Here is a 23,126-nt window from a genome sequence, read left to right as displayed (position 1 = left end):
GTTTCCTCCCGCGCGGATTGATTTTTGTCAATTGGCGGGCTGGCGCCGGCGGTCTTTCATCCGGACGTTGCATCGCGCGAAGGGCCTTGGCGAGCGTTGGCCGCGAAGGCTCCGCGGATTGATATAAATCAACGCCGGGCCCGCCATTTCATAGAAGCTGCAAGAACACACCTGTTGTCGAAACAACCAGGAGGGCAACCTGATGGCCCACAGTAAAGTCCTGTTTCGTGCCGCGGCTCGCGAGAAAATCCTGTGTGGCGCAACACAGTTGGCGGATGCGGTCCGGGTGACCCTCGGGCCGAAGTCAAAATCGGTGTTGATTCAGAACAAATGGGGTAATCCGACCGTCTGCAACGACGGCGTCACGATCGCCAAGCGAATCGACCTGCCGGACCCGGAGGAAAATCTCGGTGCGCAGATGCTGCGCCAGGCGGCGGAGCGTACCGGCGATGCGGTCGGGGACGGCACCAGTACCTCAACGATACTGGCCCATGCAATCCTGGCCGACGGCATCCGCAATGTTGTCGCCGGTGCCAGTGCGATCGACCTGAAACGCGGTATGGACCGGGGGCTGTCCCTGGTCATGCAATCGCTGGTCGCCCAATCGCGACCGGTCAGCACCCCCAAGGAAAAGGCCCAGGTGGCGGCGCTGTCGGCGCATAACGATGCCGTTATCGGGCAACTGGTTGCGGACGCGCTGGAGAAGGTCGGCATCGAAGGTGTCGTCAGTGTCGAGGAGTCCAAAACCACGGAAACGGTGGTCGAGGTGATGGAGGGTATGCGTCTGGATCGAGGCTATGTCTCGCCCTATTTCGTGACGGACACCGAGAAGATGCAGGTCGAGCTCGATGATGCCTATCTGCTGCTTTGTGACCATAAGATCGGTGTGCTCAAAGACCTGCTGCCATTGCTTGAACTCATTGCCAAAAGTGGACAGCCCCTGGTGCTGATTGCCGATGACATCGAGGGCGAGGCGTTGACCACCCTGGTGGTCAACCACATGCGCGGGGTCTTGCGGGCGGTGGCGATCAAGGCGCCAGGCTTTGGCGACCGACGCAAGGACATGCTTCAGGACATTGCCGTTCTGACCGGAGCCACCGTGGTTTCCAACGAACTGGGTATCAACCTCGAACAGGTGGAGTTGAGCCAGTTGGGGCGCGCGCACCGGGTCGTGGTGCAAAAAGACAGCACCGCGCTGATTGGCGGCGCCGGTACACGCGAGGCCATCGAGGCACGTGTGCAACAGATTCGTGCGCAAATCGACACGACTACCAGTGACTACGACCGTGAAAAGCTTCAGGAGCGCTTGGCCAGGCTGTCTGGCGGTGTCGCGGTGATTCGGGTCGGCGCGCCTTCCGAGGCCGAGATGAAAGCCCGTAAGGATGCGCTGGATGACGCCATCTGCGCGACTCGCGCAGCGATCGCCGAAGGCATTGTTCCGGGGGGAGGGCTGGCCCTGCTCAAGGCCGTGCCGATGCTCGCGGCCGAGGAAGCACATCACGAGGGCGATTTCAGGACCGGACTGCAGATTCTTCGCCGGGCGCTTGAAGCACCGGCCCGGATCATTGCCGAGAACTCGGCGGTAGATGCCGGCGTTGTCGTTGCCCGGATGCTCGCGGAGCCCGGAAACGTTGGCTTCGATGCTTCAGCCAATGGCTATGTGGATATGTACGAAGCCGGCATCATCGATCCGACCAAGGTGGTGCGGATTGCCCTCGAAAATGCTGTTTCAGTCGCCAGTATCCTGCTGCTGACCGAAGCGACCATGACCGATATTCCGGAAAAGGAATCTCCTGGATACGAACCGCCAGGCGCGATCGCCTGAGGAGATCTTCCAGTGACTCAGGATCTTTCATTGCAAACCGTCTTGCCTGACCGGGCTGCTGCCGGTCGGAGCCTGGTGGAACCCTTGCTCAAATACGCGCATAGGCCGGATGTCATCGTCCTCGCCTTGCCCCGTGGCGGCGTTCCGGTCGCCTATGAGGTGGCCACTGCCCTGGACGTTCGCCTGGACCTGTTACTGGTGCGCAAGTTGGGAATTCCAGCGCAACCGGAGTACGCCATGGGCGCGATCGCCAGTGGCGGCATACAGATCGTCAATGAAGACATATTGCGGGCTCACTCGATAGATCGGGCCACGCTCGAGGCGGTAGTCGCCCGGGAAACCCGGGAGTTGCTGCGTCGCGAGCAGGTTTACCGAGCCGCGCGCCCGCCAGTGCAACTCAAGGATCAGGTGGTGATTCTGGTCGACGACGGTCTGGCGACGGGCGCTTCGATGATTGCGGCGATACAGGCGGTGCGTTTGCAAGCACCGTCTCGCATAGTCGTTGCCGTACCGGTTGCCCCGCAGGAAACCGTTGAATCGCTATACAGCGAAGTGGAAGAGGTGATCTGCCCGCTGATCCCCGAATGGCTCATGTCGATCGGTTATTGGTACCTGGATTTTTCCCAGACCTCGGATCAACAGGTCATGGACCTGTTGCAGCGGGCCTGGCAGCGCGAATCCGCTCCTGGCAAAGGTACGGGGGAACACTCGGAGGCTTGACTTGATCCGTTTCACACCCCAAACGGATAGGTGTCGTCCTCCGGTTCGAGCTCCTGGCCTTTCGGCAGTGGCAGCGCAATCACCGGTTGTGTCTGTTCGATCCAGACCATCGCGTCGAATTGTTCGGCCAACACCGCTTCGAAATAGTGACTGCCACGTTCGGTCTGGGGGCGATAAATCACCCCGATAGCCCGCTCCAGCAATGGTTCCGACAGGGCTTGACGCAAATCCTTGCGCTGCGGGCCGCGCCAGTCGGTCAATGAAGCCGGGACTCCGGCCTTGAGGAACTGATGCTCCCAACTGTCCGGACGCGAGGGGCGGATCTCCTTGATCAGCATATCGCCATCCCAGTCATCGGCGGCGGCTACCTGACCACGGTCGGTGCTCATGCCGATCAGGACGACATCGCGCCCATAAGCGTGACGACACAGTTGACCGATATTGAACTGTCCTTTCCAGCCCATCTCCGTGGCGGCGGCATTGCCGATATGGGAGTTGTGCGCCCATACCACTGCCTTGGCTTGTGGACCGCGATGTTCGAGCAACGCACGTAATGTGTCGAACATATGCCGGTCGCGCAGGTTCCAGGAAGCGTCCGAGCCACGATAGATCGCCCGATAGTATTGTTCCGCGGCCCGGACGACCCGGGCGTTCTGCGCGGCATCGAAAAATGCCTCGTCGTCCGGCAATAGCCCGGCCAGTTGTTCGGCGAGCATGTTATTGAGTTGTTCGATTACGCCATGCTCACAGGGCATCAAGCCGCCGCGCTCGACAAAATGACCGTAAAGCGTGGGGTCGTCCTGCCACGGCGTCAGGCAGCCATAGCGCCGTCGTGCCTCGCGGGCCAACTGCGGATCGGTCCGATCCAGATAAACCAGCACTTCATGGATGGAGTTGCGCAAGCTGTAGACATCCAAACCGCGAAATTCGACGCGCTGCTCGGCGGGGTGCTTGTGGTTGTACTGATGCAGCCAGTGGGTGAAAGCTCTTACGTCGTTATTGCGCCACATCCAGGTGGGAAATCGGCTGAAAATGTGCTGTTTCCAGGCCATCGGCGCCTGTCCCTGGACATAACGGTTCACATGGCTGGCATCTGGCCAGTCGGCTTCAACCGCAACGATGTTGAAACCATGCTGCTCGATCAGCCGTCGGGTGATCGCCGCTCGGGTTCGATAGAAGTCGCTGGTGCCATGACTGGCCTCACCGATCATCACCACGCGGGCATCGGCGTAGCGGTCGAACATTTCCCCAAAAGCGGCTGAGTTCAATTCCGGCAAGGGTTCCGCGTATTGACGCAGGAGCGGGGCGATGGAGGGCTCGGCAATGTGGCTATGTGAGCCATAAAGCTTGTCCGACAGATCTTGTGAGGGTGTGTTCATGAATGTCATCCCGCCAGGGTGGATTGCCCGACGTGCGTTGCCGCGCGGCATCACGTCGACGGTCGAGGGTGGGCAAGGATTGGCATGTGTTCGATCTGTTCAACGTCGCTGGCTTGTACCACCTCATCAATCATTCCTACGCCTGAATGCGGTCGACCATTTGAGTTTTATCAATAGTCGGGACACCGCATATTGATGGACGACCGGCGGCGAAATGTAAGCTGCGGACATTGCCCGGGCTGATTTATATCAATCGTGAGGGAGCAAGATCGGTAATGCTGGCTCCACGACCTCCATCCAGTCGGGATGACGCCATGAAGCTCACCGCAGGTCCTCCCCAGGGGCCGTTGTCCTCGGCCCAGGGACCGATTGGCAATGATCACATCGCCGGGATTTTTGAAGAGATCGCGAATCTGCTCGAAATCGACGACGCCAACCCTTTCCGAATCCTGGCATACCGCAACGCGGCGCGGACTATAAGGGCCTTGACGTTCGAGGTGGCCGAGCTGATCGCCAGTGGCGAACCGCTACCCAAGCTGAGGGGCATCGGGGTTGATCTGGCGGGCAAGATCAACGAAATCGTCAGCAGCGGCGATTGCGCCCTGCACCAACGCTTGCGTTCGACATTGCCACCCGGGCTGGTCGGACTGCTTTCCATCGCCGGGCTCGGGCCCAAACGGGTCAAACAGCTCTATCACGATCTGGGTATTGAATCCGCACAGCAGCTATGCCGGGCCGCCCAGCAGGGGCGCATTCGACATCTGCCCGGCTTCGGCGAAAAGATGGAGGCGCGGCTGCTGCGTGCCGCGCAGAAGGGGATTGGCAGGGACCGCCGTCTGCCGTTGGCTTTTGTCGAACCGCTGGCTCACGAATTGATCGAGTACCTGCGGCAGATTCCGGGGGTCGAGCAAGCAACGGTGGCCGGAAGTCTGCGCCGTATGCGCGACACCGTCGGCGATATCGATCTCCTTGTCGCGGCAGCGCCTTCCGTGGACGTCACCGCACACTTCATCGAACATCCGGAGATTGCCACGGTACTGGTCAAGGGGCCCATGCGTGTCAGCGTCCTGTTGACTTCGGGCATGCAGGTGGATGTGCGCGTCGTCGAGCCGGAGGTGTATGGCGCCGCCCTGGTGTATTTCACCGGTAGCAAGGCGCATAACATCACGATTCGCCAGCGGGCGCAGAAACTGGGACTCAAGCTCAGTGAGTATGGCCTGTTCAGGGCCAGGCAATGCCTGGCCAGCAGCACCGAGGTTGCTGTTTACCAGGCGTTGGGGTTGCCGTGGATCACACCGGAACTCCGCGAGGACCGTGGTGAAGTCGCGGCGGCCCTCAAAGGCCGTTTGCCCAGGCTGATTGAGTTGAGCGATCTCAAGGGTGACCTGCATGCCCATACCCGGGCCTCGGATGGCGGCAACAGTCTGGAAGAGATGGCGTTCGCGGCGACGGCGGCCGGCTTGGAGTACCTGGCGATCACCGAGCATTCACGTTCCCTCAGAGTGGCCCATGGCTTGGATATCGAGCGATTGTTGGAGCAAATCGACCAGATCGACGCGCTCAACGCTCGCTTGCAAGGCATGACCTTGCTCAAGGGCATCGAGGTGGACATTCTCGAAGACGGCAGCCTGGATCTGCCGGACGATATCCTGCAACGCCTGGATCTGGTGGTGGGCGCCGTCCACAGTCATTTCGAGCTGCCCCTGCGCCAACAGACCCAGCGTATTCTGAGGGCCATGGATCATCGCTACTTCTCGATTCTGGCGCACCCGCTGTGTCGGCTGATCAATCAGCGCGAACCGCTGAACATGGATCTCCCGGCAATTATCAAGGCCGCGTCCCAACGTGGTTGCGCCATGGAACTCAACGCGCAGCCGCGGCGCATGGATCTGTTCGATCTCCAGTGCCAATATGCCAAGGACGAAGGTGTGCTGATCAGCATCAATTCGGATGCCCACCGCTGCGCCGATTTTGCCTATTTGCGCCATGGTGTCGCTCAGGCACGTCGAGCCTGGCTGGAAGCAGGCGACGTGCTCAATACCCGTTCGCTGGCGCAGCTCAAGGTGTTTTTACGGGATGGCGCTCGCGAGCGACCTGGACGTGCTTGATTCCAATCAGCAACCATTGCCTGGGGCAGGGAGGGAACGTTGCGTATCTTGAAACCCGGAGGTTTTGAGGGGCTCGTATCGATGTCCGGCAAGTGGCTGGACCCACTGTTATTGCTGATCACCAGCCTGACGCTGCTGGCCGGGGGGGTTGCCTATTTTGCCCATGCGTCTGACTGGGCATCGAGGTGCTGGGCCGCGGGCAGTCTGTTGATGGTCCTGGTGCTGCTTGTCGAGATCGCCAGGCGCCTGGCTCGACGCGAGGTAGGCGTCGATCTCATTGCACTGCTGTCGATTGCCGCCGCCCTGGTCTTTCAGCAGACGCTGGTGGCGGCGGTGGTGGCCTTGATGCTGGCCAGCGGACGCACCCTGGAGTTCTTTACCAAACAACGCGCCGAACGCGAATTGCGTGCGCTTGTCGATCGGGCACCACGGTTTGCCTGGCTGCAGGAGCAGGACGACTTGCGCAAAATCCCGGTTGAGCAAGTCCAACCGCAGCAGACACTGCTGGTCCGTCTGGGCGAGGTGGTGCCGGTCGACGGCCGACTGCTGAGCGCGGCGGCCATTCTGGACGAGTCGGCGCTCAGCGGCGAGTCGCTGCCGGTCACCCGCCGGGAAGGCGAACTGCTGCCCAGCGGCGTTTCCAATGTCGGTGCTCCGTTCCTGCTGATGGCCACCCGGACGGCCGCGCAGAGCACCTATTCCGGGGTCGTTCGGCTGGCCGAGGCGGCACGCCGTTCGCGCGCACCCTACGTGCGCCTGGCCGACCGCTATGCTTTGTTGTTCATTCCGCTGACGTTGCTGATTGCCGCGCTGGCCTGGCAAATAAGCGGAGATCCGCTGCGGGCCCTGGCGGTTCTGGTGGTGGCCACGCCGTGTCCGCTGATTCTGGCGGTACCGATTGCCATCATGTCGGGCATCTCGAGGGCCGCGCGACGCGGGATCCTGATCAAGGACGGGACGACCCTGGAGGCGCTGGCCGAGGTCAAACAGGTGTTTCTCGACAAGACCGGCACGCTGACCAGCGGCCATGCCCGTCTGCAGTCGATAGAAGTCAACGGACTGCTCGATCCGCAGCGTCTGCTGGGGCTGGCCGCTTCGTTGGCACAAGCCTCGACGCATCCCATCTCCCAGGCCATTGTCGAAGCGGCGCAGCAGCGCCAACTGCCTCTCAGTGTCCCCCAGGATGTGGAAGAACGTCCGGGTTCCGGTCTTTGTGGGCAGGTCGATGGCCAGCGGGTACGTTTCGGCACTTTGTCTTTTGCCCATGAACAAGTTCCCGTGGCTGACTGGGCCGTCGCCATGCTGCGCCACATGGATTACCTGGCATGCAGTGGCAGCTTCATCGAAGTGGATGGGGCTCTCGCCGGCCTGCTGGTGTTTTCGGACAACCTGCGGCGGGAAACCCCGCAGACGTTGCGGCGCCTGCGTAACCGGGGTATCGAACGGATCGTCATGCTCACCGGCGACCGCCTGGAAACCGCCGAGATGATTGCCTTGTCGGCCGGAATCGACGAGTTGCGTGCCGGCTTGACCCCCGAAGACAAGGTGCGTGCCGTACAGGAAGGCTGCCGACACGCCAGCACGCTGATGGTCGGCGACGGCATCAACGATGCGCCGGCCTTGGCCGCGGCCAACGTCGGCGTGGCCATGGGCGCGGCCGGTGCCACGGCCTCCGCGCAAGCGGCCGGTGTCGTGTTGCTGGTCGATCGCCTGGACCGGCTGGTCGAGGCGCTGGATATTGCCCGCCGGACACGCCGGATTGCCCGCCAGGGCGTGCGGGTCGGCATGGGCATGTCACTGCTGGCGATGGCTATCGCTGCCTTCGGCTATCTGCCGCCGCTTGCCGGCGCCATCGTGCAGGAGGGCATCGACGTGCTGATCATCATCAATGCCTTGCGTGCATTGGGAGAATCATGGGGCCTCAGCCAACGAAAGCTCGCCGTGGAGCATATCGATCACCTTCAAGACGAACACACTCAACTGGCCGCTGTGCTGAGCGATCTGCATCAACTGGCCGGCGACTTTGCCCAGCGCCCGCTTGAACAAGCGCGGAGCGACTTGCTGGCGCTGGTGGAAAAACTGCAAGTCACCCTGGCCCAGCATGAACGGGAAGATGAAAACACCCTGTATCCACTGCTGACCCGAAGCCTGCGGGGCGAGGACCCCTTGTCAGCGATGAGTCACGTACACCGGGAGATTTTCCGCCTTATCCATTTACTGGCGCGCATGAGCGTGGACTTCAGCGCCGCGCAGGCGACGGCTTCCGCTGACGAGATTCAACATCAGTTGATTCGCCTGGACACCCTTGTGCGATTGCATTTCGATCAGGAGGAGGAACTGTTCCGTTATCTTGACAGCCGGTAAAAGGAGGTTGCGGCAAAAACCATTCAAACGAGCTTCCATGCGTTCTTTCCGGCTTCCATTTGAATGCGGGGAGGTCTCCGACCTGTTTCAGTATTATTGAGGGAGATCAAACCGGCACGCGGCTTTGGGCTCAGGATAGAAGTTGGCCATGACGCGGCACAGGCGTACATGGACCATTCAACGGCAGGGCTGCCTGTAACTTCACCGAATGCCGAGGTGTGTCATGATCCGATCATCGCGTTTGCTCCTTATCGCTCCGCCAGAAGCCGTGCATACCCCTGCGTTGGAATATGCGGGAGTCCTGGCGCAGACGCTCAATGCACCGCTGTACCTGGTTGCGTTTGTCCACTCGGCGGCAATCGATTTGCTCGGGCACGCCAACATCGCCAATCGAGACAAAGCCCGCGAAGGCATGATGGATGCTCATCGGTTGTGGTTGAACAGCGAAACCGTGTTGTTACGCGAAAAGGGACTTGAAGTGCATTACGACGTGGTCTGGGGCAAGCCATCCGCGTCCGAGCTGGCAGCCTATGCACAGCAAGTGAATGCCGATCTGATTATCAAGGACTTGCATGAGGAAGCTCATTTAAAACGTCTGGTGCTGTCATCACTGGACTGGGACTTGTTGTGTGCCAGTCCGACCTCGGTACTCTACATCAAGCAAGCGCCGGCCCCTCGCCTCAGCAAGTTTCTGGTTGCCGTGGATATCGAGCTTGAGAGCGAAGGCAACGCGGCGGAAAATGACCAGCTCATCAGTATGGCCCGGCAATTGGCGGAAGCCCGTAATGCTTCGTTGCATCTGATTACCGTCTACAACAGTGATGCCGTGGACTGTACCAACATTACCGCGACCGTCTCCAAAGGTGAGTTACCGAGCTATGAGACCCGCCGGAATGTATTCGATGCATTGGCAACCGCGCACGGGATCGCCCAGGAGCATCGGCATTTCCTGGTGGGCGCGCCGGCCAACGTCATTCGTTGTTATATCCAGCGTAATGCTTATGATCTTCTGATCATCGGTTCGGCCAATCACCATCTGCTCAGTTCGACGATTGGCAGCACCGCCGAGGGTATTCTCGATAATCCCGCCTGCAATGTACTTGCACTCAAACTGCCGCCCGCTGTCCATAATGCGCGGGAACAGATGCAAGAGGGGACGCAGGTCAACGACGTTTCGCAGCAGAATTGATGACCAGGTAACGGGGTACGGAAGCCCGATGGTTTGATGTAGATCAAGCCAGAAAGTGCTCCGACTCCGATAGTAAATGCTCGTGCTCGCAGCAATCGGAGTTCCTCATGGGTGATGTTCTGAACGATGATCAATTGGAAAGCCTCGATGCCTACTGGCGGGCCTCCAACTACCTGGCCGTTGGGCAGATCTATCTCAAGGATAATCCGCTGTTGCGCCGGCCCCTGGCGCTGACCGATATAAAGCCTCGGCTGCTGGGGCACTGGGGGACGAGCCCGGGCTTGAACCTGATCTACGTGCACCTCAATCGCCTGATCAAGGCCCATGACCTGAACCTGATCTTCGTCACCGGCCCTGGACACGGTGCCCCGGCCATCATGGCGCAGGCTTATCTGGAAGGGACCTACACCGAGCTCAATCCGCGCGTGGAGCAAAACGCCCAGGGGCTGTTGCAGCTGTTTCGACAGTTTTCCTGGCCATATGGCATCTCCAGTCATGTGTCGGCGCAAGTGCCCGGATCAATCAATGAAGGAGGGGAGTTGGGTTACTGCCTGGCTCACGCCTACGGTGCGGCCTTTGACAATCCAGACCTGATCGTGGCGTGTGTGATCGGCGACGGCGAGGCCGAAACCGGAGCGCTGGCCGCCAGTTGGCATTCGAACAAGTTTCTCGACCCGCGACACGATGGTGCCGTGCTACCGATTTTGCACCTCAATGGCTATAAGATCGCCAATCCTACGCTGCTGTCACGCATCAGCGAGGAAGAACTCAGTGCCTTGATGTATGGCTATGGCTATGAGCCTTACTTTGTCGACGGCGACGACCCCGAGACAGTGCACCAGGCGCTGGCTAAAACCCTGGACACCATTTTATCGGACATCCGCGAAATCCAGCGTGTCGCGCGCCGACAGCCGGAGCAGTCGGTGCCAGAGCGTCCGCTCTGGCCGATGTTGGTGCTGCGCACGCCCAAAGGCTGGACCGGCCCCAAGTTTGTCGATGGCTTGCATGTCGAAGGCACTTGGCGTTCCCACCAGGTGCCGTTGGCCGACCTGCAGCAACCCCGGCATCTGTTGCAACTCCAGGAATGGCTCGAGAGTTACCGGCCAGCGGAGCTGTTCAACGATAACGGCAGCTTGTTGGCACACCTTGCCGAGCTGGCCCCCAAGGGACGCCGCCGCATGAGTGCCAATCCCCATGCCAACGGTGGGTTGATGCTGCGCGCCCTGGAAATCCCGCGTTTTTCAGAGTACGCGGTCAAGCTGCCAGCCCCGGGGGCTTTAAAGGCCGAAGCCACGCGTGTGCTGGGTGTGTTTTTGAAAGAGGTCATGAGAAGCAATCTGACGTCCACGAACTTTCGCCTGTTTGGCCCGGATGAAACGGCGTCGAACCGGCTCGACGCGGTCTATGAGGTCAGTGGCAAGACCTGGATGGCGGCTTTGGAGCCTGATGACAATCATCTGGCCGCCAATGGACGGGTGATGGAAATACTCAGCGAGCACGTCTGCGAAGGATGGCTGGAGGGCTATCTGCTCACTGGGCGTCACGGGCTGTTTTCCTGCTATGAAGCGTTCATTCACATCGTCGGTTCCATGGTCAACCAGCACGCCAAGTGGTTGAAAGCAGCCGCCAGCGTGACCTGGCGCAAGCCCATCGCTTCGCTCAACCTTTTACTGTCTTCCCATGTCTGGCAACAGGACCACAATGGCTTTTCCCATCAGGATCCGGGCTTCATCGACCTGGTGGTCAACAAGAAAGCCGAGGTGGCGCGCATCTATCTGCCACCCGATGCCAATTGCCTGTTGTCGGTGACGGATCATTGCCTGCGCAGTCGCAACTACATCAATGTCATTGTTGCCGGCAAACAGCCGGCGTGGCAGTGGCTGGATATCGATTCGGCCATCAGCCATTGCCTGCGCGGCATTGGTCGCTGGGAGTGGGCCTGTCATGACGACGCCGACCCGGATGTGGTGATGGCCTGCGCCGGCGATGTTCCGACCCTCGAAACCCTGGCGGCCGTGACCTTGTTGCGCGACTACGTAGCGGACTTGAAGGTCAGGGTGGTCAATGTGGTTGACCTGATGGTGCTGCAACCCGATAGCGAGCACCCGCACGGTCTATCGAACGGTGCTTTCGAGGAACTGTTCCCCCGCGACAAACCGGTTATTTTCGCCTTCCATGGCTATCCTTCGCTGATCCACCGGCTATTGCACGGCCGTGGCGATCAGGAGCGTTTTCATGTCCGCGGGTTCCAGGAGGAGGGGGCCACCACGACGCCCTTTGACCTGACGGTGATCAACCACCTGGACCGTTACCAGCTTGCCCTGGACGTGATTGAACGTGTCCCGCGCTTGCAGCCGCAGGTTGAGGCAGCACGCGCGCGTTACTGGGCCTCGCGGGAAAAACATACCCTGTACCTGATCGAAAATGGCCAGGATTTACCGGAAGTGGCGCAATGGCAATGGACACCGGCAAGCGAAAGCCGAGAGGCCGGCCCTGACCAGTAGCTGGCGCGCAAATGTGCTGAACCGCTCACTCGGGAGTGCGCCATGACGGATGATCCTTGCCCCGCGTTATTGGTATTCAACGCCGGCTCTTCAACACTGAAGTTTTCCCTGTATGGCGCAAATACCTCAACGCCTCACTGCCTGGGGCAGGGCAGTGTCGAAGTGCGTCAGCGCAGGGCGCGCCTGAGTTATCAGGACACCCGGTTCAAGGCCCAACAGCAGGAACAATGGCCGAGTGCCGAGGACGGCATGGACGAAGCCACTTTGAGCCAGCTGATGCGCTGGATCGACAGCCACGCCCAATGGCGTATTGCCGGCGCGGCGCATCGAGTGGTGCATGGTGGCAAGCGCCGTGAGGTGGCGGCGCGGGTCGACGCGCCATTGATCCGCGAGATGCAGGCGCTGACACCGATGGCGCCCTTGCACCAGCCGTTGTGTCTGGCGCCGATGCTCCATCTGGCCCGTGAGTATCCGGCGCTGCGCCAGGTGGCTTGTTTCGACACGGCGTTTCACCACACGCTCGATCCGCTGGAAACCCTTTACGGCTTACCCAGGGCGTTGAGCGAGGAGGGTATCCGTCGTTACGGCTTCCATGGTTTGTCCTACGAGTTTATCAGCAGTGTGTTGCCTGATTACGACCCGCGCGCGGCGCAGGGGCGCACAATCGTCGCACACCTCGGCAATGGCGCCAGCCTCTGCGCGCTGCAGAACCGGATCAGTCGCGGTACCACCATGGGGTTTTCCACGCTCGACGGATTGCTCATGGGCAACCGCCCGGGAACCCTGGATCCCGGGATCGTGCTGTACCTGTTGCGCGAGCGCGGCATGAGCGTGCAGGCCGTCGAGCACTTGCTGTATCACGAATGCGGATTGCTGGGCGTTTCGGGTGGCGTGGCCAGTGATATGCGCACACTGATGGCCAGTCGTTCGGAGCCGGCCAAACAGGCCATAGCGCTGTTCGTGCGTCGTATCGTCAAGGAAATCGGTGGCATGGCCGCGCTGCTCGGTGGCGTCGACGCCCTGGTGTTCACCGGCGGCATCGGCGAGCACGCGCATGAGGTGCGCGATGCGATTCTTGAGGGCTGCTCCTGGTTGGGCGTGGCGCGCAAGCGCGAACCTGACATCGCTGCATCGGCCTGCCTGTCCCTGCCCGAGAGCAAAGTCGGCGCATGGGTCATAGCCACTGACGAGAACGCCGTCATTGCCCGACACAGCCTGGCCTTGCTGTCTCAGGACGCTTAGGCAAAAGCCGCAAACTGACTATTGTGACAAATAACTCTTTCGTATCCGTGCCAGAGTCCCGTCGCTGCGCAGTGCTTCAATCGCTTCGCGCAAGCCTTGCACCAGTTCGGCGGAGCATTGCTTCGAGCAGGCGAGATACAGATCCACGGTGCTCATGACAGGACTCATGAGCAGTTTGCGTCGAGATACCTTCGGCCAGATGTACTCGCTTTCAGGGACACCGTTGAACCAGGCATCGATGCGACCTTTCAGGAGCATCTGCGCGGGATTGTCGCCAATGGTCAACGGGTAGATCTGCTCATGGGAGAAGCCTTGCGTGCGCAGGATTTCCTCTTGTGCGCTGCCCAGTCCCACGCCGATCACACGGTAGACCTTCTTGGCTTCGGCATAGCTGCTCACTCGATGCTCAAGGCTGAAAAAAGCCCGATCCATGGTCATGATGGGCGCGATCCAGGTGAAGCGATCCTCACGTTCTGGCGTGCGGGACAGAGGGGCTATCAGCAGGTCCTGTTTCTCACTGACGTACTTTTGCGATCGAGCCCAGGGAAGCGCCTGTATATGAGCGACATAGCCGACCCTGGCAATAGCCATGAGCGCGGCATCTCCGACTATTCCGTGGCCTTTGGCGCTATCGACAAGCGTCAGTGGTGGTGCGTCGAGAATAAACAGGTCAACCGGTAAGGCTGCGCCATGCGCGCTACAGGCCAGCAACAGCGATAGCCACAGAAAGCGCCTGTAAAGCACCGTGGTACGAGAATTCGACATACGTGTGGTCTGGCTCATGACTGATCTCAAGCACGGTTGGTGTAGCTCCCGAAAATGCCCTGAGAGTAATAGCCACCGCTTAGAGAGTAGCATCGAGCGTTGAGAGTGCTACCCAGCGCGCGCCTCAATTGTGCATCGAGTTCAAAGCCTGATCCAGTTTGGGGCTGTGTGCTGGACCGATCGGTGATTTGCTGCGCTAGACAACCGCCCCGAACATTCGGCCAACCACGGCGGTAATTGCCATCGCCAACGCGCCCCAAAAGGTCACGCGCCAAGCCCCCATCAACAACGGAGCGCCGCCTGTCCGGGCGGCGACTGCGCCCAAGGTGGCGAGGAAAATAAGTGACATTGCGGATATCCAGAAGATCAGATTCTGAAACGGTGCTATCAGTACTACAGCGACCGGCAAGATAGCTCCGACGATGAAACTCATCGCCGAAGCAAATGCCGCAGAGAGAGGCTTGGCAGTCAGTTCCTCGGAAATCCCCAGCTCATCTCGGGCGTGTGAACCCAGGGCATCGTGCGCCATCAGTTGACTGGCAACCTGCCTGGCAAGCTCAGGCTCGACCCCTCGCCGCACGTAGATCTCCGCCAGTTCTCGATGCTCGGCCGCAGGCTTTGTCTCTATCTCCATTTTCTCCCTGACCAGGTCGGCGTGCTCGGTATCGGCCTGGGAGTGCACCGAAACATACTCACCTGCCGCCATCGACATGGCGCCCGCCACGAGTCCCGCCATGCCCGTCACGAGCAGTGCGCTGTGAGAGGCATTCGCGGCGGCGACCCCGATCAACAGACTGGAGGTTGAGACAATGCCATCGTTTGCTCCCAGCACGGCCGCTCTCAGCCAGCCTATACGACTGCTGTTATGGGATTCGGCATGACGACGCGTGAATTTTTTCATGGCTCCTGGCCTTTGGCGCAATAGCTTCAGACGGGAGTAGTGTAGGTAGTTTCCGTGGCTACTCACCAGCCAGTAATACGCTTAACTTGATTGACTCCGCAGCCACGGAGTTGGAGGCCTCCTTGGGGGCCGTCAGTGCACAGGTATTGATTGAGGCGAAGTCCTGTCACTAAGGTGGTATGCGCGACCACGGATACGGGATCAATTTCATGAAAACGGATAGGCAACTCAAGAACGAGCTCCTCACGGTCCGGCAGATGACGGAGGCCGACCGGCTATCGGTCGCTGCCGGCGTGTCGTCTTTTGATCTGATGGGCAATGCCGGCGCCGCGGTGTCGCGCGAAATCGAGCGGCGTTGGACACCCAGACCGGTCGTAGTGCTGTGCGGGCCAGGCAATAACGGTGGTGACGGATTCGTCACCGCGTACCTGCTGGCGCAGGCCGGCTGGCCGGTGCGCGTGGCGATGCTGGGTAGTCGAGCCGATCTGAAGGGCGAAGCCGGGCAACATGCACAGCGCTGGGGTGGGGAAGTCGAAACCTTGAGCCCCTTGGTGCTCGAAGGCGCCGAACTGATCGTTGATGCTTTGTTTGGTGCCGGCCTCAGCCGCCCACTGGAAGGCCAGGCATTGGAAACGCTTGCCGCCGCGAGCCATGGCACGGCGCCGCTTGTTGCAATCGATACCCCCAGCGGGATGATGGGCGATAGCGGTGAAGCGCTGGGAGCGGTACCGGCAGCACTGACCGTGACGTTTTTCCGCAAGAAACAAGGTCATCTGCTGCTACCGGGGCGGGACCTTTGTGGTGGGGTTGTCGTTGTCGATATCGGCACGCCTGAAGCGGTGCTCGATGTCATCGCCCCGCAGACTTTTGAGAACCATCCGCTGTTGTGGCTGGCCAGCCTGCCGCGAACCGAGGCTGATACCGACAAATACAGCCGAGGCCATGCACTGATATTTGGTGGCTACCCGATGACCGGGGCGGCTCGAATGGCCGCTAGAGGTGCGGCAAGAGCCGGGGCCGGCCTCACCAGCATTGTGGTGCCGGAAATCGCCTTGCCGGTTTACGCCTCGACGCTGAGCAGCATCTTGGTGCGTTCCTGGGGGACGCCGGAGGACTTTGGCCATTTGCTCGATGGCAGTCGTTTTTCCGCCTGGCTGATCGGCGCCGGTACCGGCGTGGACAACGAAACCCGTGGGCACGTATTGGCCATGCTTGCCACCGGGCGCCCGACAGTGATCGATGCCGATGCGCTGACTGTCTTTGAGCATGACCCGGGCGCGCTTGATCGAGCGATTGACGGGCCTTGCGTACTGACCCATGACGAGGCTGAATTTCGCCGGATATTTGATCCTGCTGGCGACAAGTTGACCCGCGCCCGAGCCGCGGCCAAGCGTAGCGGGGCGGTGGTAGTGCTCAAGGGCAGTGACACGATCATCGCGGCACCCGATGGCCGGGCAATCATCAATACCAATGCGCCGTCGACCTTGGCTACCGCGGGTACGGGCGATGTCTTGAGCGGAATTATCCTGGGCCTGCTCGCCCAAGGAATGCCGGCCTTTGCCAGCGCGGCAGCGGGTGCCTGGCTGCATGGCGCGGCGGCCACTGAGTTCGGTCCCGGATTACTGGCCGAAGATCTGCCGGATCTGCTGCCGGCGGTTTTTCGTCAGTTGTACAGTGGAGAGCCAGTCGTATGTTTTTTGCGTGGCGGAGACTACGAGCCTGATCTGGTCGAAGGCGATGACCTTTAGCGAGCGGGATTGTGCCGACTCTCAAGCCAGTCCAGAACGGATTCGACACGCGTACTCTCATCCATGGCACTCGCCAAGGGCTGCATCTCGATGGCAATCTTCGGACGAGATCCATTCAGGTCAGTCAGTTCAGTGAGCCACGGGTAGTTTTGAATGTTATTGACTACAAACTGGTGACGTTTGGGTGTTTGAGCTTCGCCTACCAGAGTGACCAATGTACTGCCTGCTTTCTCTGATTTTATTTTTTCAGTCGAGTAGGCGGAGCAATCCTTATTCAGAATTTCCAGCATTTTCGCCAATGGCGCGGTAATCATGAAGATCTTTGCAAGCCCACGGCTCTCTTGCAGACAACGCTTGGCAGCAAAGGCATGAAGTTGGGTTGAAAGCCGGCGGACGGGGTGTGCCAGGCTTCGCTTCTTTTCCAGAACGGCAATGATATCACCCACGCTGACACCGCCGGCATGTAAGCCGCGAACCTTTTCCAGCTCGGGAGTTTTTACCAAGCGCAAGGGAGAGCGAAAAATCCCCATATGTGTAGTTATCGGGACGTCTGGATGTGTTGTGACAGTCATGCACATCTCGATGTTGACAAAGGACCTGGCAGAGGGATTGCTCTTGATTGATCCAAACGTGGCGACGGCCACCCATACCTGGCTGCTAGGAGTTTTTTTAAAACAATCCAACGCATCCATAAAGCCTTTTACGGCCTGTTGGTAGCCATACACGGTGACGCCAGAGAACAGATTGGATGCGATGAATCGCATGAGCGTTGCGTAATTTCTCCAGAAATCCACATTCTCGGCAGTAAGACTGATGAACTTGAAGGAGATAGGCGAGACTTCCGGCAATGGCAAAATAGGTGCCAGTTGTGTGGTCAATGGTGTGATGCAAAGGCTGGACGGTGTAGGACCTGTATAGGGTATGACCTGGCCGCGACAAAACGGGCAAAGAGGAACGGACGCGACGTTTTCTTCGAATATTTTTACGCAAGGCAGGCACTGATAAAATCCCATGAAGGTCCTTCTCCGATAAAGGGCCGCTGCGGCCTACTGGTCAGGATCGTTACTCAAGGCGTAGACAGATGCAATGGGGCCAGTTGCGTTTCGGTTCAGAGCGCATCACCGGCACAGACGATCATGCTGCGTAGCAGTTTGGTACCGTAGCGTTGCGTGGATTTATGCAAGCCAAGTGTCGAGATTAACTAAATATGCGCGAGTCATAGGTGGTTGAAAAGTAAGGTTTTCCATTGCGCATTACCGAGTAGCAACATCGCAATCTTGAAAATTGCGCATATTTAACTAGATTTTTAGCCTAGTATCGCGTGTTTTGTTGTGGGTGAAGCCATGCAACAAATAAGCATAACTCCGGGCGTTCTAGTGCTGGCTGGTAATAAAAAGCTGGAGATCATCGCCTCCGTTTCTTCAAATAAAATACAGGCAAGGGATATTGTTACCGGAGAAGCGGTCTTGCTATCGCCTGGAGAAATCGAATGTGAGCTGAAAAGCCCCCCAACTTTCTCGGATCATGAGATCGCCCAGATACAAAAAACGCTTCTCATCGAAGATGTAAAGGAGACTGACCTTCAGTTGGCGTCAGAGCGGTTTAACGTCCTGTCTCCGATGGTCGGCAAGAGCCCTCTCTCCAGGCAAGATATGGCGCAATGCACCGCAGCGCTAGGGATGAGCGCATCCCAAGTTCGCAGGCTCTTGACCAGGTTGGACATGAATGTGGGCCCGTTGAGCCTGCTCCCGCAGCTACGCGGCAGGTCCAAAGGAACCAAGATGATCGAGGCGGATGCGGAGGGCATCATCCAAGAAACCATTGATGAGTGCTATGGCGGTCCCGGGGTAACCTCCAAGAGCATCATCGCAAAAGTGATGGAGCGCTGCCGAGCGCTGTCCATCCAGGCACCGAGCCCCGCCACCATAGCCAACAGAATTAGAGAGCGTAAGCCACGCGCACTACTGGCCAAGAAATCGGGCTCGAAAGCCGCGCGTCAGGCCTACGAGGTTCGTGGAGGAAAGATACAGCCTGAGGCGCCTCTGGAGCTGATCCAGATAGATCATGCCCTTGTCGATTGCATTATCGTCGACAGTGACCAGCGACTGCCGCTGATCCGCCCCTGGGTCACTATCGCCATCGACGTATATACGCGGGTGGTGCTCGGCTTTTATTTATCCTTGTCGTATCCCTCGGCGATGTCGGTAGCGCTGTGTATCTCCCATTCGATATTGCCCAAGGAGCGCTGGTTAAAAACGTACGGTTTTACTGGTGGGGAGTATCCGTTCTACGGCGTACCGAAAAGAATCCACGTCGACAATGCCAGGGAGTTCAGGTCGAAAAATTTATCTGACAGCTGTCGGTGGTATGGCATTGAGTTGACGTTCAGGCCCAAAGGTACGCCCCACAACGGAGCCCACATTGAACGCCTGATCGGCACGTTGATGGGAAAAGTCCATATGTTGCCGGGAACCACCATGTCCTCGGCAAAAGATAAAGGCCACTACAAAAGCGATCAGCATGCCACGCTATCGTTTCCTGAGTTTCGAGAGTGGTTCATCCGAGAGGTCGAGATCTATCACAAAACAACACACTCAGCGCTCGGCTGCTCACCGCTGCTTCAGTGGGAGAAGCATTACCTCAATAAGGATGGTGGCTTTGCCTATCCGCCGATTATTGACGATCAATTGCGCCTGCTGATCGACTTCATGCCAATAAAAAAAAGGGTGATCGGTCGAGCGGGCGTCAGGCTTCATAACATCGATTACTACTCTTCAACCTTGAAGCGCTTTGACATCGGGACAAAGTGCACTGTGCGCTACGATCCGGAGTCATTAAGCAAAGTGTGGGTACTCCCCACTGGCGAGCGGACGTATATAGAGCTGGGTTACGCGGATCTGCGGTTGCCGAACACCACACTCACGGAATTTAAGCGGTTGAGAGCACAACTAAAGGATGAGAGCGAACGCAGGGTTCCCACTGCGGAAGTATTCAATCTAATTGAAAAAAACGAAACACTCGTAAATGCCGCTGGTGTGAAAAGCAAGCAGGCGCGAAAAATGAGAGAGCGAAAAAAAACTCGCTTCACCGATCCGGGTCATCCACTTAATGAAAAAATTGCGGTTCCGGATCACCCCGCGTCGACGGATTACAGCCTTAAGCCGAAAGCTTACGAGATCGAAGAATAGGGTCCGGAGCCCATGATGAGGTGAGTGCCTATGAAAGATGCATTGAGCTTGGAGCACATTTCACCACAGCGTCGCAACCTCGCGCTCCTCGGGGACAAGGGCCGAATCGGCAGCATCTATAAGGATTGCTGGGTCAACTACCCTCAAGTTAGTTCGGTCAGGACCGCGGTCAGAGCGGTCTATGAAATGCCTCCCAAAACTCAGGCGCAGTGCATCTTGATTTCCGGTCGCCCGGGAATGGGTAAAACCAGTCTTTTTGAAAGAATTCAGTTGGATATGGAGAACCTCAGAAAGAGGCATGTAGATTCCTACGGCTACATTTCATTCAGCCTGTCCCCGGATCCTAGCTTGCGCGGTTTCGAAGATAGCATCAGTGAGGCTCTGGGAGTACCAATCGGCAAAATTCGCAATGGTCTGGTCCCTGAGGCGTTTTGTCGACTGGCTCAGCTGAGGAGCATGCGCCTGGTGCTGATCGATGAGGTGCACAATCTCCTCAATGCCGGACGGGTTGATCAGCGAAAGAACCTGGCCTTTCTGAGAGCGCTGAGTAGCCCGCCGATGTCGCTGTCGATCATTGCATTCGGCGTCGATGACGCCGTGCATGCCATCAGCAGTGATGCCCAGCTAGAACGCCGCTTTCAAATATACGATCTGCCGCGCTGGAAAGAAAACGAGAGCTTCAGGTCATTTCTAGCCGGGTATGAAAGCGCGTTGCCACTGAGGAGGCCATCGGAACTCTGGCGGCAAGAGAAGGTTAAGTTCCTGCTGAGCGCCACGGGCGGCATCACCGATGCCATAGTCAAGCGGATTACCCGGGGTGCGGTTTGGGCAATCTTGGACCGCAAGGAAGAAATTGATCTGGACTGCTTGGAAAAGGCCGCCGACATCCCGCCATATCTCGATCGTTTCGACCATGAGGAGTAATGCGCACTTCGGCGGACTGCTTAAGCCGGTACCTCAAGAGGCTTTTTCTGCGTGGCTTGCCAGGGGGGCGCGCACCAAAAATCCCGCCCCCTTTATACGTGCCACACGCTGCCTAAAGCGGCTGGGTGTCGAAGACGCTGATGGGAACCTAACTCCCGCGGTGGCGGAGGATTTATCCATGGCATTAGGCCTTTCAAGCGAATGCTTAAGGCGATCATTTCCCTTGCCCGGTGACTGGCTCAAGGCAGCGCCCGAGAAGCGCCTGCAGTTTTGCGAGCTCTGCCTCCTCAATGATTTTCGCAGCGGTCGACAACCCTCATCGAGAATCACCTGGTTTTATTGGTGGTTTAATGTGTGTCCGGTACACGGCTGCCTCCTGCATACAGGAGACAGTACCTCGGCGCCGGCCGCGCTGCTTTCATTCGTCCAATTCAATTTGACACTGGAGCGTCTCCCAGCGCCTGTGACGTTTCGGTCAATTGAGCGAAGGGTGAAGTTCCGGTGTTCGACACCCCAAATTCTGCAGCTCATGGCCTGGTATTTTCAGCGCTGGTATCAGGCCTCTGTGCAGCGCGGAACCGTTATCATCGGTGATGTTGAGCTTGCAGCGAGCGTCCCTGAGGTGGAGCTGTTCATGGAGGATATCCTGGCGATCATAGGCAAAAAGCGAAATTATCCGATTGATCCACGCTCGTATATCGCCCGGCTTCTGGATATCAAGTCATGGTGTTCCCTGCGCTCTAATTTACGGCCAGAGGCAGGTTGTGAAGCTTTTTTGTGCAAAGACGTAGGGGAGCATTCCGCGGAGATCCGCATGGCCATGTTTGCCTTGCTCGGCTTATTTTTGAAGCTGCCGAACTGCGTGCGCGTGTGGCAGCTCGGAGGCGGTCCGGCATACGACGGCTATATTGAGCGGCTCTGGGGATCGATGCACAGCGATGCGGTGAGGGTGCCCAGCTACCTAGATTGGCTGAAGCAGCGTTCCGGCGGTTGGAGCCCAGTCGTTCGCGCACATTTTCACTATTTATTGGAAAGCTAGCCAAACTGTGTACGTAATCTAATGCCACGGCATCCGTTGCTAGTGCGGTAATTGAGCGCGAATAGTGCTTATGTCTGATGGTCAGAAATGTGCATTTGCCCAAACTCCGTGCAAAGCAAAATGGGCGCAGAATGAGCAGGGCATAGGGGTGACCTAGTGTCCCGAGCGCTTAATTCATTAGCTTATCTTTCATCGCGCTCAGCTTTGCCATATGTACTGAACTGATGATGGCGTTGGTTGAGCGGGGGGGGGGCTGCTGCAAGTAAGACAGGGCGTTGGCTTGCCAGGGCGACGCGACGCATGAATGTAAAATCTATTATGCGATCAATAGATTGTATGGTATAGATTTTTATACGTCCGTCGGAGAGCAGCATGGGCAGAGTGGATTCAGCACAACAGCGTCAATCTATTCTTGAATTGCTGCTGCTATGGGAAGGTTTCCTAAACCGGAGCCGGATAGCGAGCCTGCTCGGCCTTGGAGATATTCGAGCAAGCCAACTAATCCAGGAATTCCGCGATGCGCATCCCCTATGGGTGGAATGGAACACCAAGTCACGTAGCTACCATGCAACGAGCGCAGTCTACGCGCACGCAAGGTCGGACACTCGTGATTGTGCTGAGTCTCTAGCGAAATACCTCAGCCTGGTGGGGCTGCCTTATGTGACTGGCGGGGCGGTCGTCGACGGTCCAGTTTGCGCTGCGTTCCCCGATCTGACGACGCCAGAACCAAGTATTTTTGCCGCCTTATCGCATGCAATTCGAAACCATGCGACCGTCCAGATCACCTATCGATCAATGAAGGACCCAGCGCCGCATCAGCGCACCATTACTCCCCATCACCTGGTTCGTGCCGGGCGACGTTGGCATGTACGTGCCTATTGCTCGACGCGCGATGATTTCCGGGACTACTCCCTTGGCCGGGTGGTGGATGTGATGCCTACAGGGTTGCGCGCAGAACGTTCCGAGGAAGATGACGCTGCGTGGAACGTGCACGTTCCAGTTTGCTTGATCGCGCACCCCGATCTCAGTCGCGAGCAAGGAGAGGTCATCAGATTTGAGTATTTCGCTAACACGTCGGCTCGCATTGTCACATGCCGCGGCGCGCTGATCGGGTACTTCATTCAAGACATACGAGCAGCCGTAGATGTAACGAAGCAGCGTCCGCCCGACTACCAATTGGCGGTCACGAACGTAACGGAAGTCAAACCGTGGCTGTTTCCCATATGAGAA

Annotated in this window: 16 protein-coding genes; 12 read left to right on the top strand and 4 right to left on the bottom strand. The window is 58.4% G+C overall.

What is annotated here, in order from left to right:
* The first annotated feature begins 202 nt into the window (after positions 1-202).
* The gene (gene groL / locus PFEN_RS16640) at positions 203-1,825 is read left to right on the top strand and encodes a chaperonin GroEL (protein WP_191487919.1); all 1,623 of its coding nucleotides are present in this window, start codon (positions 203-205) and stop codon (positions 1,823-1,825) included.
* Positions 1,826-1,837: 12 nt separating this feature from the next.
* The gene (locus PFEN_RS16635) at positions 1,838-2,545 is read left to right on the top strand and encodes a phosphoribosyltransferase (protein WP_191487918.1); all 708 of its coding nucleotides are present in this window, start codon (positions 1,838-1,840) and stop codon (positions 2,543-2,545) included.
* An 11-nt stretch (positions 2,546-2,556) separates the two neighbouring features.
* On the opposite strand, the gene PFEN_RS16630 is transcribed toward PFEN_RS16635, so the two are convergent.
* A complete protein-coding gene (locus PFEN_RS16630) occupies positions 2,557-3,924 on the bottom strand; it encodes an erythromycin esterase family protein (protein ID WP_191487917.1) in 1,368 nt (455 codons plus the stop codon).
* Between the two features lie 314 nt (positions 3,925-4,238).
* On the opposite strand from PFEN_RS16630, the gene polX reads away from it, so the two are divergent.
* The 5 genes from polX to PFEN_RS16605 all read left to right on the top strand — a co-directional run bounded on the left by polX (position 4,239) and on the right by PFEN_RS16605 (position 13,331).
* The gene (gene polX / locus PFEN_RS16625; protein ID WP_191487916.1) at positions 4,239-6,032 is read left to right on the top strand and encodes a DNA polymerase/3'-5' exonuclease PolX; all 1,794 of its coding nucleotides are present in this window, start codon (positions 4,239-4,241) and stop codon (positions 6,030-6,032) included.
* Between the two features lie 81 nt (positions 6,033-6,113).
* Positions 6,114-8,396: a heavy metal translocating P-type ATPase gene (locus tag PFEN_RS16620; protein WP_191487915.1), complete on the top strand. Its 2,283-nt coding sequence runs from the start codon at positions 6,114-6,116 to the stop codon at positions 8,394-8,396.
* 223 nt (positions 8,397-8,619) lie between these two features.
* A complete protein-coding gene (locus tag PFEN_RS16615; RefSeq protein WP_191487914.1) occupies positions 8,620-9,585 on the top strand; it encodes a universal stress protein in 966 nt (321 codons plus the stop codon).
* A gap of 107 nt (positions 9,586-9,692) precedes the next feature.
* The gene (locus tag PFEN_RS16610) at positions 9,693-12,089 is read left to right on the top strand and encodes a phosphoketolase (RefSeq protein WP_191487913.1); all 2,397 of its coding nucleotides are present in this window, start codon (positions 9,693-9,695) and stop codon (positions 12,087-12,089) included.
* Between the two features lie 42 nt (positions 12,090-12,131).
* A complete protein-coding gene (locus PFEN_RS16605) occupies positions 12,132-13,331 on the top strand; it encodes an acetate/propionate family kinase (protein WP_191487912.1) in 1,200 nt (399 codons plus the stop codon).
* 18 nt (positions 13,332-13,349) lie between these two features.
* Here the strand turns inward: PFEN_RS16605 and PFEN_RS16600 are convergent, their stop codons facing one another.
* Positions 13,350-14,114 carry a substrate-binding periplasmic protein gene (locus PFEN_RS16600; RefSeq protein ID WP_191487911.1) on the bottom strand — a complete coding sequence of 255 codons (765 nt, stop codon included), beginning with the start codon at positions 14,112-14,114 and terminating at the stop codon, positions 13,350-13,352.
* A gap of 178 nt (positions 14,115-14,292) precedes the next feature.
* A complete protein-coding gene (locus tag PFEN_RS16595) occupies positions 14,293-14,997 on the bottom strand; it encodes a VIT family protein (RefSeq protein ID WP_191487910.1) in 705 nt (234 codons plus the stop codon).
* Positions 14,998-15,206: 209 nt separating this feature from the next.
* Here PFEN_RS16595 and PFEN_RS16590 point away from each other — a divergent pair, with 209 nt between their 5' ends.
* Complete coding sequence (locus PFEN_RS16590) at positions 15,207-16,745, top strand: NAD(P)H-hydrate dehydratase (protein ID WP_191487909.1); 1,539 nt, start codon at positions 15,207-15,209, stop codon at positions 16,743-16,745.
* Here the strand turns inward: PFEN_RS16590 and PFEN_RS16585 are convergent.
* Positions 16,742-17,758: a hypothetical protein gene (locus PFEN_RS16585; protein ID WP_191487908.1), complete on the bottom strand. Its 1,017-nt coding sequence runs from the start codon at positions 17,756-17,758 to the stop codon at positions 16,742-16,744. The two genes, PFEN_RS16590 and PFEN_RS16585, sit on opposite strands and share 4 nt — an antisense overlap.
* A gap of 330 nt (positions 17,759-18,088) precedes the next feature.
* Between PFEN_RS16585 and PFEN_RS16580 the strand changes: the two genes are divergently transcribed.
* The 4 genes from PFEN_RS16580 to PFEN_RS16565 all read left to right on the top strand — a co-directional run bounded on the left by PFEN_RS16580 (position 18,089) and on the right by PFEN_RS16565 (position 23,123).
* A complete protein-coding gene (locus PFEN_RS16580) occupies positions 18,089-19,933 on the top strand; it encodes a Mu transposase C-terminal domain-containing protein (RefSeq protein WP_191487907.1) in 1,845 nt (614 codons plus the stop codon).
* A 30-nt stretch (positions 19,934-19,963) separates the two neighbouring features.
* The gene (locus tag PFEN_RS16575; RefSeq protein ID WP_191487906.1) at positions 19,964-20,857 is read left to right on the top strand and encodes a TniB family NTP-binding protein; all 894 of its coding nucleotides are present in this window, start codon (positions 19,964-19,966) and stop codon (positions 20,855-20,857) included.
* Positions 20,847-21,896: a TniQ family protein gene (locus PFEN_RS16570; RefSeq protein WP_224771000.1), complete on the top strand. Its 1,050-nt coding sequence runs from the start codon at positions 20,847-20,849 to the stop codon at positions 21,894-21,896. Before PFEN_RS16575 ends, PFEN_RS16570 begins: the two co-directional genes overlap by 11 nt.
* A gap of 372 nt (positions 21,897-22,268) precedes the next feature.
* Complete coding sequence (locus PFEN_RS16565; RefSeq protein WP_191487904.1) at positions 22,269-23,123, top strand: helix-turn-helix transcriptional regulator; 855 nt, start codon at positions 22,269-22,271, stop codon at positions 23,121-23,123.
* The last annotated feature ends 3 nt before the right edge of the window (positions 23,124-23,126 follow it).

The organism is Pseudomonas sp. FEN (assembly GCF_904067045.1).
Lineage (GTDB): Bacteria > Pseudomonadota > Gammaproteobacteria > Pseudomonadales > Pseudomonadaceae > Aquipseudomonas.
This window is presented reverse-complemented; position numbering and strand designations above follow the sequence as displayed.